Source organism: Sphingomonas sp. ACRSK (assembly GCF_022346685.1).
In the GTDB taxonomy this organism is placed as follows: domain Bacteria; phylum Pseudomonadota; class Alphaproteobacteria; order Sphingomonadales; family Sphingomonadaceae; genus Sphingomonas; species Sphingomonas molluscorum.
The window spans coordinates 44,248-58,808 of the sequence record NZ_JAKRNR010000001.1 but is presented as its reverse complement, the minus strand read 5'-3'; the positions used below and the strand labels follow the sequence as shown (position 1 = coordinate 58,808).

Sequence of the window (14,561 nt, the reverse complement as noted above, 5' to 3'; positions counted from 1 at the left end):
TTTCGGGACGTGCTAGGCCGGCAGGCAGGCGAGTGCTGCCGCGTCGATCGCGGTCGCTGCGCCCTTCAACGCATAGACGTCCACGAACGGCCTGCCGCCCTCGGCCAGGCTCTCCACGCTCATGCTGCGGGCCGAGCGCATCGCGGACACGATCGCGCGATCGGCGGCGACGTCCGGCGCCCAGGCATCGAGCGTGCCGGCGCGCAGCGGGAAGCGGCGATCGCCGACGGAAAGCGTCACTTGCGCCGAGGGCGCACGCCGCCGGCTGAGGCGGAGGTGGAGCTGGTTGCGGGCGTGGGCACCGGGCCAGGTCGCGACGCTGGCGAACGGGTAGAGCGCGGTCCGCCGCGAGATCGGCTTGGCGATCGCATAGCAGCGCCGTGGGGCGGCGTCGGCGAAGGCGCCCCAGCGCTCGAAGATGCCGAGGGTGCGCCGCGCCGGCGGTGCGGCGGCCGACGCCTGCGCGAGCGCGGCCGCCGCCAGCAGCGTTGCGATCATGCAGGCGCCGAGTGCGCGATGTCGCCGCTGCCGAGGTGAACGACCGTCTCGACGCCGTGTTCGATCCGGACGATCGAACCCTGCGGCAGGTCGGGCGCGACGGGCGCGGCGAACTGCGGCATCACGTCCAGGCCGGTCATCACCCCGCGCAGCACGCGACTGGACATGCCGTGCATGATCACCAGCCGGTCGCCCGGATCCGCGTCGGTGTCGGCGAGCCAGCCGGAGACGCGGGTTGCGATGGCATCATACCACTCCCCGCCCGGTGGCGGACGACGGTAGAGGCGATGCTCATAGTCCATGAAGTCGGGCGATTCGGCCGCGACATCGCGATAATAGCGGCCCGTCCACTGCCCCATGCCGATCTCGATCAGCCGCGCGTCCGTGCGCGCCTGGTGCCAGTCGAGCTCGAGATGTTCGGCGATGATCGCCAGCGTCTGGAGCGCGCGGCCCGCGGTCGACGCCCACAGCGTCAGCTTCGGCTTCGGCCCGAGCAGCGTCCGAAGCGCGGCCCCCATCGCATCCGCCTGGGCAAAACCGGCGCGCGTGAGCGGAATGTGGAGGTGGTCGCCCTGCATGCGCCGGGCCACGTTGTAGACCGTCTCGCCATGCCGCGCGATGAAGTCGCGCCCCTGCCGTGCCTTGTTCACCATGGCCCTGCTTTCAAGCCCCTGTTGCGCGAATGCAACGAAAATCCCTGTTTAGCTGGGGTTCATGAAACCTGCCGGCCCGTCGCCTATTTGAGCGCTGTGCCCGGCGTACCTCGGGCAGCAATTCAGGAGTTTGTTATGCGTTACGTCGCTCTGGGCCTGCTGGCCGCTTCCTCCGCATTCGCCGCCCCGGCGATGGCGCAGGACGTCAACCCGAACTTCACCGGCCCGCGCGTCGGCGTGGTCGCCGGTTATGACGCGGTTCGTCCGGGCAGCAGCGAGGATTCGGACATCGACGGCGACGACCAGACCGTGGACGGTTTCCTCTATGGTGTGGACGTCGGCTATGACTTCGCCGTTTCCGGCGCCGTGCTGGGCCTCGAGGCGGAACTGACCGACTCGACCGGCAAGACCAAGACCGACACGCGCGATCCGAACTACTTCGGCTACGGCCGCGTGGCACCTGGCCGCGACATCTATGTCGGCGTGCGCGCCGGTATCCTCGCGACGCCGCAGACCCTGGTCTATGCCAAGGCCGGCTACACCAACGCCAAGCTGAACGTGCAGGGCGTGAACGGCGACGTGGACCTCGACCGCAACTATGAGCTGGACGGCTATCGCGTCGGCGCAGGCGTCGAGCAGTCGATCGGCACCAACACCTATGCCAAGCTCGAGTATCGCTACTCGAACTATTCGAGCGCGGACTTCCGCTTCGACGGCAACACGACCGACAGCTTCGACGTGGATACCGACCGTCACCAGGTGCTGGTCGGCGTCGGGATGCGCTTCTAAGCGAGCGCCGCTTGCCGCGCCGTCAGGGCGATAACCCCCCAGACGGCATGCGCAATCGGAAACAAGGAGGGCCGGAGCAGCTTGCTCCGGCCCTTTTTTGCGCGCTAGAGGTGAGACAACGGACCAATCCCACCCGACCGGGTGGCCAGGACTAGGGCGGGCGCCCGGGGGTTTTGAAAAGATGAAGGCGACGATCGAACGCGCGACCCTCTTGAAGGGGCTGAGCCACGTCCAATCCGTCGTCGAGCGGCGGAACACCATTCCGATCCTGTCGAACGTGCTGATCGAGGCGGCCGAGAACGGCTCGATGCGGCTGATGGCGACCGATCTCGATCTGCAGATCGACGAGACGATCGCGGCCGCCGTCGACCAGCCGGGTGCGATCACGGTTTCGGCGCACACGCTGTTCGACATCGCGCGCAAGCTGCCCGAGGGTGCGCAGGTGCAGCTGTCGGCGGCCGAGGGCCGGCTGACGGTGGTGGCGGGCCGCGCCCGCTTCAACCTCGCCACGCTGCCGCGCGACGACTTCCCGGTGATCGCCGAGGGCGAGCTGCCGACGCAGTTCGAGCTGCCGGCGGAGATGCTCAAGCAGATCATCGACAAGACGCGCTTCGCGATCTCGACCGAGGAAACGCGCTATTATCTGAACGGCATCTTCCTGCACGTGTCCGAGGATGCGAGCGGCGAGCCGGTGCTGAAGGCGGCGGCCACCGACGGCCACCGGCTGGCGCGCGTGACGCTGCCGCGCCCGGAAGGCGCCGAAAAGATGCCGGACGTGATCGTGCCGCGCAAGTGCGTGGCCGAGCTGCGCAAGCTGCTCGAAGAGGTCGATGGATCGGTCGGCGTGTCGCTGTCGGGTTCCAAGATCCGATTCGACCTGGGCCAGGCGATCCTCACCTCCAAGCTGATCGACGGCACCTTCCCGGACTATTCGCGGGTCATCCCGACCGCGAACGACAAGCTCCTCAAGCTCGACCCGAAGAGCTTCATGGAGGGCGTCGACCGCGTCTCGACCATCGCCACGGAGAAGACCCGCGCGGTGAAGATGGCGCTCGATCGCGACAAGATCACCCTGTCCGTGACCAGCCCGGAGAACGGCGCGGCTGCCGAGGAAGTGCCCGGCGACTATAGCGCGCTGCCGTTCGAGATCGGCTTCAACAGCCGCTATCTGCTCGACATCCTGGGCCAGATCGAGGGCGACCTCTGCGAGGTGCACCTGGCGGACGCGGCAGCCCCGACGCTGATCCGCGAGAACGACAAGTCGCCGGCGCTGTACGTGCTGATGCCGATGCGGGTGTGAGGAACGCTTTCGCGTTCCTCTAACCTGACCTGTCCGGTACCCCGGCGAAGGCCGGGGTCCGGCGCCCTTATTTCGCCAGCGCGGCGCTGGCGCGGGCCTTGCCCTCGTCGCGGACGGCGCGGGCCCGTGCTTCGGCCTGTTCCTCCACCAGCTTGGCCTCGCGCTCACGGGCTTCGGCGCGGACCTGGAGGCGCTGGGCATCATAGCCGCCGCCCTGGCCTGCCTGCTGGCGCAACTGCTCGGCCTCCGCCTTCATGCCCGCCGACACGTTTCCGGCCTGCGCCTCGATCGCGTCGGCCTGCGCCTCTGCGGCATCGCGCAACTGGTCGGCCTCACGTTCCTGCGGCGTCTGCGCCCCACAGGCCGCCACTGCGAGTGCTGCCGCCGCGATCCACCATTTCCGCATCACCATCCCCTTTTCTCGGTTCCGCTGAAGGCAATTCCCTGCGGGCCGGAAGGTTGCGTCGCACTGGGACGCGGGTTGCGCTACAGCGGCGCCAACGATGCTCGCGCGCCTGTCCCTCACCGACTTTCGCAACCATGCCGACGCGGTGCTCGCACCCGGGCCGGGCTTCGTCGTGCTGTCCGGGGATAATGGGGCGGGCAAGACCAACGTGCTGGAGGCGGTGTCGCTGCTGGCGCCGGGTCGCGGCCTCCGGCGCGCGCCCTTGTCCGAGATGGCGCGCCAGGGCGGCAGCGGCGGCTTTGGCGTGGCGGCGGTGTTGGCGGACGATACCGCGCTTGGCACCGGCACCCGTCCCGATGCGCCCGAGCGGCGGCTGGTGCGGATCAACGGCGCGCCGGCGACGGCCATGGCACTGGCCGAGTGGCTGACGGTGCTGTGGCTGACCCCGGCGATGGATCGGCTGTTCGTCGAACCCGCGGGCGAGCGTCGGCGCTTCCTCGACCGCCTGGCGCTGGCGCTCGCGCCCGGCCATGCCAACCACGCCAGCCGCTACGAAGCGGCGATGCGCGAGCGCAACCGGCTGCTGGCCGACGATCGCCCGGCCGATCCCGAGTGGCTGGCGGCGCTGGAGGCGCGAATGGCCGAACATGGCGCGGCGGTGGATGCGGCGCGCCGGACGACGGTGGCCATGCTGGCAGAGCGGATCGCGGCGAGCCCTGCCGGTGCCTTCCCGCGGGCCGGGCTCTCGATCGAGGGGTGGGGCGGCGATGCCGATCGGCTGCGGGCCGAACTCGCCGCCGGGCGCTCCCGCGACGCGGCGGCGGGGCGGACGCTGGCAGGGCCGCATCGGTCCGACCTGGCGGTGGTGCACCTGGAAAAGGGACAGGCGGCGCATCGCTGCTCGACGGGCGAGCAGAAGGCGCTGCTGCTGGGGCTGGTGCTTGCCCATGCCGCGCTGGTCGCGGAGCGGGCCGGGCGCCCGCCGCTGCTGCTGCTCGACGAGGTGGCGGCGCATCTCGATCCCGGCCGCCGGGCGGCCTTGTTCGATCGGCTGGCAGGCGGCGGCCAGGTCTGGTTGACCGGCACCGAGCCAGGCTTGTTCGACGCGATCGGGACAGAGGCGACGCGGTTCCACGTCGTCGATGGACAGGTGGTCGGGCCGCAACCTTGACTTTTCGGGGTGGCGGGCGCATCTGCCACACCGCAGCGACGCTTCAAACAAGCAGCGTGATCCGGCCTTGCGGCCGAGGCTCGCGTCGCGCTCACCGGCTTCCCAAGTCACGCGGGTCGCATTTTTGCCCCGCCTCCCGTGCGTCCACCTTGGCCGCGCGTGCCGGCTACTGACAGGTATTCCATGTCTTTCCAGTCCCTTGGACTTTCCAAGCCGCTTCTCGATGCCCTGGCCGAGAAGAACTACACCGAACCCACCCCGATCCAGCGCGACGCGATCCCGATCGTCCTGGAACAGCGCGACCTGCTCGGCATCGCCCAGACCGGCACCGGCAAGACCGCGGCCTTCGTGCTGCCGTCGCTCGACCTGCTGGTGAAGGCGAACGTCCGCCGCAAGCCGATGCGCTGCCGCATGCTGGTGCTGGCGCCGACCCGCGAGCTGGTCAGCCAGATTGCCGACAACGCGCGCACCTATGCCAAGTACACCAAGCTGAACGTCGCGACCGTGTTCGGCGGCGTGCCCGTTGCCCGCAACATCCGCGACGTCGCCGCCGGCGTTGATATCCTGGTGGCGACGCCGGGCCGTCTGCTCGACCTGATCGACCAGAAGTGCCTGGCGCTGAACGAACTCGAGATCCTGGTGCTCGACGAGGCCGACCAGATGCTCGACCTGGGCTTCATCCACGCGCTGCGCCGCATCGTGTCGATGGTGCCGAAGGATCGCCAGACGCTGTTCTTCTCGGCGACGATGCCCAAGGACATCCGCGATCTGGCCGACAAGTACCTCACCCACCCGGCCGAGGTGAAGGTGGCGCCCGTCTCCTCCACCGCCGAGCGCGTCGAGCAGTATGTCACCTTCGTGCAGCAGCAGGAGAAGCAGGCGCTGCTGACCCTGTTCTTCCGCAACAACAAGATCGATCGCTCGCTGGTGTTCACCCGCACCAAGCATGGCGCCGACCGCGTCGTGAAGCTGCTGGCCGCCAACGGCATCGCCTCCAACGCGATCCACGGCAACAAGTCGCAGCCGCAGCGTGAGCGTGCGCTCGGCGAGTTCCGTTCGGGCAAGGTGCCGATCCTGGTCGCGACCGACATCGCCGCGCGCGGCATTGACGTCTCGGGCGTCAGCCATGTCGTCAACTTCGAGCTGCCGAACGTGGCCGAGCAATACGTCCACCGCATCGGCCGCACCGCGCGCGCCGGCGCCGACGGCATCGCCTTTGCGTTCTGCGCCGAGGACGAGCGCCCCTATCTGCGCCAGATCGAGAAGCTGACCCGTCAGAAGATCGAGGTGGTGCCGCTGCCGGAGAACTTCCTGGCCGAGGCGGCGAACATCAAGGCGACGCGCGCACCGCATGCGCCCGATCGGCCCGAGCGCGCTCCGGGCGATCGCCAGCTGCCGCGTCCGCGCGCCACGCACAGCGCCAAGCCCGCAGGCTCGGGCCGTGGCCCGGTCGGCAATCCGTCGCGCGGTGGCCAGGGCAAGCCGGCAGGCGAGCGTCCCGCGGGCGAGCGTCCGGCCGGTGCGCGTCCGGGCGGCCCGCGCCGGGGTGGGCGCGGTCGGCGTCCGGGTGGCGGCGGCCAGGGCGTCGCGCGCTAAGGCGCGCGACTCTTCGGGGGGCACCGAAGCGCCGTTGCGGCGTTGACGTACGCATGCGGCGCTGCCCCACCTTCTTGAAGATGCCGGTCGGCTGATGCCGACTTGGCTCGAGGCAGGGCTCTGGGGCCTGCTCGGCGGCTCGGCGTTGCTGATCGGCGCCGCCATCGCCGGCGCGGTGCAACTGCCGCAGCGCCTGATCGCCGCCGTGATGGCGATCGGCTCGGGCGTCCTCATCTCCGCCGTCGCCTTCGACCTGATGGACGATGCGTTCGCCCGCGGCGGGCTTGATGCGACCGCCGCAGGGTTCGTTGGCGGTGCAGCCCTCTACACCGCCGGCAACGTCTGGCTCTCGCGCCGGGGCGCCCGCCACCGCAAGCGCTCGGGAACCGAGAGCACGGAGACGCAGCCGCACGCGAGCGAAGGGGGCGGCGGCGCCATCGCACTGGGCGCCCTGTTGGACGGCATTCCCGAGTCGATCGTCATCGGCATCAGCCTGATCGGCGGGACGGGGGTGAGCACCACGGTGGTCGCCGCGGTGTTCCTTTCGAACATCCCCGAGGGTCTTTCTTCTGCCGCCGGCATGAAGAAGGCGGGGCGGTCCACCGCCTATATCTTCGGCGTATGGACCGCGATCGCGGTTGCGTCGGGGCTGTCGGCGCTGCTCGGCAATCTGCTGCTGGCGGACGCGAGTGCGGATCTGGTTGCGGTGATCACCGCTGTTGCCGCGGGCGCGATCCTTGCCATGCTGGTCGACACCATGATCCCGGAGGCGACCGAGAACACGCATGAATATACCGGCCTGATTGCCGTCGCCGGTTTCCTGGCCGCTTTCTGGCTCAGCAAGGTCGGCTGAGGGCGCCCGAGCACCCGCATTTTGCTTCCGTTCCTGGGGGTGAATCCCTATATCCTCGGTATGGCGACGAACCCCAACTCCAACGAATATGGCGCGGAATCGATCAAGGTCCTGAAGGGCCTGGACGCGGTTCGCAAGCGCCCCGGCATGTATATCGGCGACACCGACGACGGCTCGGGCCTCCACCACATGGTGTTCGAGGTGAGCGACAACGCGATCGACGAGGCGCTTGCCGGCCATTGCGACCGGGTGCTCATCACGCTCAATCCCGACGGGTCCGTCTCGGTCGAGGACAACGGCCGCGGCATCCCGACCGGCATCCACCCGGAGGAGGGCGTCTCGGCGGCCGAGGTCATCATGACCCAGCTGCACGCGGGCGGTAAGTTCGAGAACACGTCCGACGACAACGCCTACAAGGTGTCCGGCGGCCTGCACGGCGTGGGCGTGTCGGTGGTGAACGCGCTGTCCGAATATCTGGACCTGACCGTCTGGCGCGACGGCGAGGAGCACTACATGCGTTTCCGCCACGGCGATGCGGTGGCGCCCCTGAAGGTGGTCGGAAAGGCCGAGGGCAAGCGCGGCACGCGCGTGACCTTCCTGCCCTCCACCGAGAAGGCGCCGGGCGACGGCGGCACGTTCAAGAACCACATCGAGTTCGACTTCGACAAGCTCGAGCATCGTTATCGTGAGCTGGCGTTCCTCAACTCGGGCGTGCGGCTGGTGCTGGCGGATGCCCGGCACGAGGAGCGGCGCGAAGTGGAGCTGTTCTACGAGGGCGGCATCGCTGCCTTCGTGAAGTGGCTCGACCGCAACAAGCAGCCGCTGATGCCGGATCCGGTGGCGATCACCGGCCATCGCGACGACGTCGGCATCGATGTCGCGCTGGAGTGGAACGACAGCTACTATGAGAACGTGCTGTGCTTCACCAACAACATCCCGCAGCGGGATGGCGGCACGCATCTGGCGGCGTTTCGTGCGGCGCTGACCCGCACGATCAACAACTATGCCGACAAGTCGGGCGCGCTGAAGAAGGAGAAGGTCACCCTCACCGGCGACGACATGCGCGAGGGGCTGACCGCGATCGTCTCGGTCAAGCTGCCGGACCCCAAGTTCAGCTCGCAGACCAAGGACAAGCTGGTCTCCTCCGAAGTCCGCCAGCCGCTTGAATCGCTGATGGCCGACAAGCTGGCGGAGTGGTTGGAGGAAAACCCGGCGGTCGCGCGCCAGATCATCCAGAAGGTGATCGACGCCGCCGCCGCGCGCGAGGCCGCCAAGAAGGCGCGCGAGCTCACCCGCCGCAAGGGCGTGATGGACATCGCGTCGCTGCCCGGAAAGCTGGCCGACTGCCAGGAGCGCGACCCCGCCAAGTCCGAACTGTTCCTGGTGGAGGGTGACTCGGCCGGCGGTTCGGCCAAGCAGGGCCGCGACCGCCACTTCCAGGCGATCCTGCCGTTGCGCGGCAAGATCCTGAACGTCGAGCGTGCGCGCTTCGACCGGATGCTCTCGTCGCGCGAGATCGGCACGCTGATCCAGGCGATGGGCACCGGCATCGGCCGCGACGACTTCAACCTGGAAAAGCTGCGCTACCACAAGATCGTCATCATGACGGACGCGGACGTCGACGGCGCCCATATCCGCACCCTGCTGCTCACCTTCTTCTACCGGCAGATGCCGCAGATCATCGAGGCGGGGCACCTCTATATCGCCCAGCCGCCGCTCTATAAGGCGACGCGCGGCCGGTCGGAGGTGTATCTCAAGGACGACGCAGCGCTGGACGCCTATCTGGTGGACGCGGGCGTCGCCGCGCAGGTGCTGGAGACGCCGGCCGGTGACCGCAGCGGCAGCGACCTCAAGACGCTGGTGGATCATGCGCGGCGCATGCGCACGCTGATGCGCTACGTCCCGCGCCGCTATGCGCCCGAGATCGTCGAGGTGCTGGCGCTGTCCGGCACGCTCGATCCAGAAGCGTCGCGCGCCCAGCGCGAGGAGCGGCTGGCGGATGCGGTCCGCCGCCTCGACAGCACCGATGGCGACGCCCGCTGGAGTGCCAGCATCTCCGAAGAGGGGGCGCTCCACTTCCGTCGCGTGTGGCGCGGCGTCACCGATCACCATGTGATCGAGGCCGCCTTCCTGACCTCGGCCGAGGGGCGCAAGCTCCACGCGCTGACGGCCGAGGAGGTCGAGAGCTACGCTGCCACGGGCAAGCTGGTGCCGGCGCGCGGTGCCCAGGCGAGCGATGCCGACAATCCGGTCGCGGACCTGGAGGAGAGCGAAGCGACGCCGGTCACCGCCGCCAAGGGCGAGGTGCTGATCGCACGGCCCAGCCAGCTGCTCGACGCGATTCTCGCCGCCGGGCGCAAGGGCCTGTCGATCCAGCGCTACAAGGGGCTGGGCGAGATGAATGCGGAACAGCTGTGGGAAACCACGCTCGATCCGCAGAACCGCTCGATGCTGCGCGTCGCGATCGAGCAGGCGGACGTCGCGGACGAGATCTTCACGCGCCTGATGGGCGACGTTGTGGAGCCCCGCCGCGAGTTCATCCAGGAAAACGCGCTGAGCGTCGCCAACCTCGACGTGTGATTTGTGCTGCCCGGCGGTGTGGTGCCGCCGGGCAGAACTTCTGGTAGCGGTAATTTTGCTACGGATTGAATCGCTTTGACGCACGAAACGAAAAGAGCCGGTTGACCAGAGCGCTTCCGCAGCGCAGCAACCCGGCATGGCCAGCCTTCCCGCGATCACCAATAATCCCGATGTCCGCTTTCTCGGCCGACTGCTTGGCGACGTGATCCGCGCCTATGGCGGCGAGGATCTGTTCAAGCGCATCGAGTACATCCGCGCGACTTCGGTCGATCGCCACCGCGGGGTGGCTGGCGCGGACGCGATTGATCCGGGGCTCGACCGGCTGACGCTGGACGAGACGATCGCGTTCGTGCGCGGCTTCATGCTGTTCTCGATGCTCGCGAACCTTGCCGAGGACCGGCAGGGCGTGGCGGCGGAGGCCGGGGCGGACGTCGTCCATGCGCTGGAGCGATTGGGGAAGCACGGCATCGGCCGCGATGCGGTGCTCGCGCTGCTCGACGACGCGCTGCTGATGCCGGTGCTGACCGCCCATCCGACCGAGGTGCGGCGCAAGAGCATGATCGACCACCGGAACCGCATCGCCGAACTGATGGCGCTGCGGGACGGCGGCGTGGAGGAGACCGAGGACGGCGATCAGGTCGACGAGGCGATCCTCCGGCAGATCGCGCTCCTGTGGCAGACCCGTGTGCTGCGCCGCGAGCGACTGTATGTGGCGGACGAGGTCGAGACCGCGCTCAGCTACCTGCGGGACGTGTTCCTGCCGACGCTGCCCGCACTCTACGCGCGCTGGGAACGGGCGCTGGGCGCGCGGCCCGCATCGTTCCTGCGCCCCGGCAGCTGGATCGGCGGCGATCGCGACGGCAATCCTTATGTCACCGCGGACTCGCTGCGGCTGGCGCTGTCGCGCTCGGCCGAGGCGGTGCTGGGCTACTATCTGGACGCGGTGCATGCGCTGGGCGCCGAGCTGTCGATCTCGACCGAACATGCGACCGTGGACGCGGGCGTCGAGGCGCTGGCGGAGCGGAGCGGGGATACGGCCGCAAGCCGCGCCGACGAGCCATTCCGCCGCGCTTTGTCGGGCATCTACGCACGGCTCGCCGCCACCTATCGGGCACTGACGGGCAAGGCGCCGCCGCGGCCCGCCGCCCTGGACGGGGAACGCTATCCCGACCCGGCTGCGTTGCGGGAGGATCTGACGGCGCTTGCGCATGCGCTCACTATCGGCGGCAACGGCCCCCTGGCGAGCGGCGGCGCCCTGGGCCGGCTCATCCGGGCGGTGGAGACCTTCGGCTTCCACCTGGCAACCCTCGACATGCGCCAGAACAGCGCCGTGCACGAGCGCGTCGTCGCCGAACTGCTGAAGGCGGGCGGGGTCGCGGAGGACTATGCCGCCCTCGACGAAGACGCGCGGGTGGCGCTGCTCCGCCGCGAGTTGGCGAGCCCACGACCGCTGACCTCGCCCTATGCCGTCTATTCGGAGGAGACGGCGTCCGAGCTGGCGATTCTCCATGCTGCGGCCGAAGCCCATGCCCGCTACGGCCGCGACTGCATCCGCCACTATATCGTCTCGATGGCGCAATCCGTGTCGGACCTGCTGGAGGTCAACCTGCTCCTGAAGGAAGCAGGGCTGTACGTGCCGGGCGCGCCGCCGCAGGCGCATGTCATGGCCATCCCGCTGTTCGAGACGATCGGCGACCTGGAGGCGGCGCCCGAGATCATGCGCGCCTGGTTCGCGCTGCCCGAGGTGGCCGCGGTGGCAAGCGTGCGTGGGCACCAGGAAGTGATGATCGGCTATTCCGACTCCAACAAGGACGGCGGCTATCTGACCTCCACCTGGCAGCTGAGCCGCGGGTCGACCGCGCTCCGGCCGGTGTTCGAGGAGGCCGGGGTTCGCATGCAGTTGTTCCACGGCCGCGGCGGCGCGGTCGGGCGCGGGGGCGGGTCCTCGTTCGCGGCGATCCAGGCGCAGCCGCCCGGCACAGTGCAGGGCCGCATCCGCATCACCGAACAGGGCGAGGTGATCGCCGCGAAATACGGCACGCGCGCGAGTGCCACCACCAACCTGGAGGCGATGGCCTCCGCGACCCTGCTGGCCAGCCTGGAGCCGGAGCGGCTGGCGCCCGCCGATTACGGGCGCTTCGCCGCGGCGATGGACACGCTCTCCGAGACGGCGTTCCGCGCCTATCGCGGGCTGGTCTATGAGACCGAAGGCTTCCGGACCTTCTTCCGCCAAATGACGCCAATCAGCGAGATCGCGGGGCTCAAGATCGGATCGCGCCCGGCAAGCCGCAAGAAATCCGACGCGATCGAGGACTTGCGCGCCATCCCGTGGGTGTTCAGCTGGGCGCAGGCGCGGGTGATGCTGCCCGGCTGGTACGGCGTCGGCCAGGCGATCGCCGCGTTCGAGGACAAGGGGCTGCTGCGCGAGATGGCGAGCGGCTGGCCGCTGTTCGCCGCGACGCTCGCCAACATGGAGATGGTGCTGGCCAAGTCCGACATGGGGATCGCCGCGCGCTATGCGGCGCTCGTGGAGGATCGGGCGCTTGGGGAGGCGATCTTCGGGCGCATCCGCGACGGCTGGCAGGCGACGCAGGATGGGCTGCTCACCGTCACCCGCCAGACGCGGCTGCTGGAGAAGCATCCGGCGCTGGAGACGTCGATCCGGTTGCGGTTGCCGTACATCGAGCCGCTCAACCTGCTGCAGATCGAGCTGCTGAAGCGGCATCGTGCCGGCGAGGAGGATGCGCGGATCGGGGAGGGCATCCTGCTATCGATCAACGCGATCGCGACGGCCTTGCGCAACAGCGGGTGAGCTTCGAAGACCCAGGCACGACCGTTCGTCCTGAGGTGCCGTTGAGCGCAGTCGAAATGGCGTATCGAAGGACCGGCGCAGGTGCTTCGATACGGGGCTTCGACAAGCTCAGCCCCTACTCAGCACGAACGGTTGTGGTTGGTGTCGCCCCCCCCAACTCTGCGCAGAGGGAGCGGGGGTTCCCGTGCTCCCGCGCAGGCGGGAGCCCAGGGTTTCAGGCGCAACCGTGGTTCTGCTTGGCCCTGGGCTCCTGCCTGCGCAGCAGCACAATGTTTTACCGTTCGCGCGTCGCGGCGAAGCGGACGTTCGGGTAGCGGTCTGCGACATAGCCGACTTCCCACGCCGACTTGGCGAGGAACACCGGGTTGCCGTCGCGGTCCTTGGCCATGGCGGTGCGGTTGAGGTCGGCGAAGGTCTTGAGGTCCGCCGGATCCTCCGACGACACCCAGCGCGCGGTTTCGAACGGCGCCGGTTCCAGTCCGGCGGCGACCTTGTACTCGGCATCCAGGCGGCTGAGCAGCACCTCCAGCTGGAGCTGGCCGACCACGCCGATGATCCAGTTCGAGCCGATCTCGGGATAGAAGACCTGGGTCACGCCCTCCTCGGCCATGTCGTCCAGCGCCTTGCGCAGCTGCTTGGTCTTGGTCGGATCCTTGAGCGCGACGCGGCGCAGGATTTCCGGCGCGAAATTGGGGAGCCCCGTGAAGCGCACGTCGGCCCGCTCCGACAGCGTGTCGCCGACGCGCAGCGTGCCGTGGTTGGGAATGCCGATGATGTCGCCCGGAAACGCCTCGTCCGCCAGCTCGCGCTCGCGCGCGAAGAACAGGATCGGCGAGTGCACCGCGATCGGCTTGCCGTGGCCCGAGGGGATAAGCTTCATGCCGCGCTTGAAGGTGCCCGAGCACAGCCGCATGAAGGCGATGCGGTCGCGGTGGTTGGGGTCCATGTTGGCCTGGACCTTGAACACGAAGCCGGTGACTTCCGGGTTGCTCGGGTCGACCGGCGCCGGCTCGGCCGGCTGCGGGCGCGGCGGCGGGGCGTATTCGGCAAGCGCCTTGATGAGCGAGTCGACGCCGAACTCCTTGAGCGCCGAGCCGAAGTAGACCGGCGTCAGGTCGCCGTTGCGATAGGCTTCGCCATCGAACTCGGCATAGCCCGCCATCGCCAGCTCCGCGTCCTCGCGCAGCTTGGCGACGCCCTCTGCAGACAGCAGCTCGTCGAGCTTGGGATCGTCGAGGCCGGTGGTCTCGACCACCTTGCCCTGGAACTCGCGGCTCGGCCCTTCCGGCAGCAGCAGGCGGTTGCTGCGCAGGTCATAGATGCCTTCGAACGCGCCGCCCATGCCGACCGGCCACGTCATCGGCGTGACGTCGAGCTGGAGCAGGTCGGCGACCTCGTCCAGCGTCTCGAACACCGCGCGCCCCTCACGATCGACCTTGTTGACGAAGGTGATGATGGGCACGTTGCGCAGGCGGCACACTTCGAACAGCTTGCGCGTCTGGCTCTCGATGCCCTTGGCGACGTCGATCACCATCACCGCCGAATCGACCGCGGTCAGCGTACGGTAGGTGTCTTCGGAAAAGTCCTCGTGGCCTGGCGTGTCGAGCAGGTTGAAGGTCACGCCCTCGCGCTCAAACGTCATCACCGAGGAGGTGACGGAGATGCCGCGCTGCTGCTCGATCTTCATCCAGTCGGAGCGCGCACGCCGGGCGGCGCCGCGCGCCTTGACCTCGCCCGCCAGGTGGATCGCGCCGCCGAACAGCAGCAGCTTTTCGGTGAGCGTGGTCTTGCCGGCGTCGGGGTGGGAAATGATCGCAAAGGTGCGGCGGTCGGAAGCGGTGGGCATCGGGAATCCAGGAAAGGGGTTGCGGACGCCCTGCCCTGCTTTTGCGCGGGCGTCAAA

The 14,561-nt window shown here is 68.8% G+C and carries 11 protein-coding genes; 7 read left to right on the top strand and 4 right to left on the bottom strand.

The window, feature by feature from the left end; all coding sequences use genetic code 11:
• Positions 1-12 precede the first annotated feature (12 nt).
• Both MHZ35_RS00305 and MHZ35_RS00300 read right to left on the bottom strand, forming a co-directional pair.
• Entirely contained in the window at positions 13-498 is a 486-nt protein-coding gene (locus MHZ35_RS00305) for a hypothetical protein (protein ID WP_239433868.1), read from the bottom strand.
• Positions 495-1,151, bottom strand: coding sequence for a histidine phosphatase family protein (locus MHZ35_RS00300; protein ID WP_239433867.1), 657 nt, complete (start codon positions 1,149-1,151; stop codon positions 495-497). Before MHZ35_RS00300 ends, MHZ35_RS00305 begins: the two co-directional genes overlap by 4 nt.
• A 135-nt stretch (positions 1,152-1,286) precedes the next feature.
• On the opposite strand from MHZ35_RS00300, the gene MHZ35_RS00295 reads away from it, so the two are divergent.
• Positions 1,287-1,940, top strand: coding sequence for an outer membrane protein (locus tag MHZ35_RS00295; RefSeq protein WP_132882853.1), 654 nt, complete (start codon positions 1,287-1,289; stop codon positions 1,938-1,940).
• Between the two features lie 181 nt (positions 1,941-2,121).
• On the top strand, positions 2,122-3,240 hold the full coding sequence (gene dnaN / locus MHZ35_RS00290; protein ID WP_125959455.1) for a DNA polymerase III subunit beta: 1,119 nt from the start codon (positions 2,122-2,124) through the stop codon (positions 3,238-3,240).
• A 67-nt stretch (positions 3,241-3,307) separates the two neighbouring features.
• Here the strand turns inward: dnaN and MHZ35_RS00285 are convergent, their stop codons facing one another.
• Complete coding sequence (locus MHZ35_RS00285; protein WP_239433866.1) at positions 3,308-3,646, bottom strand: hypothetical protein; 339 nt, start codon at positions 3,644-3,646, stop codon at positions 3,308-3,310.
• Positions 3,647-3,743: 97 nt separating this feature from the next.
• Between MHZ35_RS00285 and recF the strand changes: the two genes are divergently transcribed.
• The 5 genes from recF to ppc all read left to right on the top strand — a co-directional run bounded on the left by recF (position 3,744) and on the right by ppc (position 12,658).
• Positions 3,744-4,817, top strand: coding sequence for a DNA replication/repair protein RecF (gene recF, locus MHZ35_RS00280; protein WP_239433865.1), 1,074 nt, complete (start codon positions 3,744-3,746; stop codon positions 4,815-4,817).
• Between the two features lie 183 nt (positions 4,818-5,000).
• Positions 5,001-6,413, top strand: a complete 1,413-nt coding sequence (locus MHZ35_RS00275; RefSeq protein WP_239433864.1) for a DEAD/DEAH box helicase — start codon at positions 5,001-5,003, stop codon at positions 6,411-6,413.
• Between the two features lie 94 nt (positions 6,414-6,507).
• Positions 6,508-7,266 (top strand): ZIP family metal transporter, encoded by a 759-nt coding sequence (locus tag MHZ35_RS00270; protein ID WP_239433863.1) that lies wholly within the window; start codon positions 6,508-6,510, stop codon positions 7,264-7,266.
• 60 nt (positions 7,267-7,326) lie between these two features.
• Positions 7,327-9,846 (top strand): DNA topoisomerase (ATP-hydrolyzing) subunit B, encoded by a 2,520-nt coding sequence (gene gyrB / locus MHZ35_RS00265; protein WP_239433862.1) that lies wholly within the window; start codon positions 7,327-7,329, stop codon positions 9,844-9,846.
• A gap of 136 nt (positions 9,847-9,982) precedes the next feature.
• Complete coding sequence (gene ppc, locus MHZ35_RS00260) at positions 9,983-12,658, top strand: phosphoenolpyruvate carboxylase (RefSeq protein ID WP_239433861.1); 2,676 nt, start codon at positions 9,983-9,985, stop codon at positions 12,656-12,658.
• 274 nt (positions 12,659-12,932) lie between these two features.
• Here ppc and MHZ35_RS00255 read toward each other — a convergent pair whose 3' ends face one another.
• Positions 12,933-14,504: a peptide chain release factor 3 gene (locus MHZ35_RS00255; RefSeq protein ID WP_239433860.1), complete on the bottom strand. Its 1,572-nt coding sequence runs from the start codon at positions 14,502-14,504 to the stop codon at positions 12,933-12,935.
• Positions 14,505-14,561 lie beyond the last annotated feature (57 nt).

What these genes read in the sequence shown, in the direction of transcription:
- recF (WP_239433865.1), top strand. Translation starts at nt 3,744, where the DNA reads ATGCTCGCGCGCCTGTCCCTCACCGACTTTCGCAACCATGCCGACGCG.
- ppc (WP_239433861.1), top strand. Translation starts at nt 9,983, where the DNA reads ATGGCCAGCCTTCCCGCGATCACCAATAATCCCGATGTCCGCTTTCTC.
- gyrB (WP_239433862.1), top strand. Translation starts at nt 7,327, where the DNA reads ATGGCGACGAACCCCAACTCCAACGAATATGGCGCGGAATCGATCAAG.
- MHZ35_RS00270 (WP_239433863.1), top strand. Translation starts at nt 6,508, where the DNA reads ATGCCGACTTGGCTCGAGGCAGGGCTCTGGGGCCTGCTCGGCGGCTCG.
- MHZ35_RS00285 (WP_239433866.1), bottom strand. Translation starts at nt 3,646, where the DNA reads ATGCGGAAATGGTGGATCGCGGCGGCAGCACTCGCAGTGGCGGCCTGT.
- dnaN (WP_125959455.1), top strand. Translation starts at nt 2,122, where the DNA reads ATGAAGGCGACGATCGAACGCGCGACCCTCTTGAAGGGGCTGAGCCAC.
- MHZ35_RS00300 (WP_239433867.1), bottom strand. Translation starts at nt 1,151, where the DNA reads ATGGTGAACAAGGCACGGCAGGGGCGCGACTTCATCGCGCGGCATGGC.
- MHZ35_RS00305 (WP_239433868.1), bottom strand. Translation starts at nt 498, where the DNA reads ATGATCGCAACGCTGCTGGCGGCGGCCGCGCTCGCGCAGGCGTCGGCC.
- MHZ35_RS00275 (WP_239433864.1), top strand. Translation starts at nt 5,001, where the DNA reads ATGTCTTTCCAGTCCCTTGGACTTTCCAAGCCGCTTCTCGATGCCCTG.
- MHZ35_RS00295 (WP_132882853.1), top strand. Translation starts at nt 1,287, where the DNA reads ATGCGTTACGTCGCTCTGGGCCTGCTGGCCGCTTCCTCCGCATTCGCC.
- MHZ35_RS00255 (WP_239433860.1), bottom strand. Translation starts at nt 14,504, where the DNA reads ATGCCCACCGCTTCCGACCGCCGCACCTTTGCGATCATTTCCCACCCC.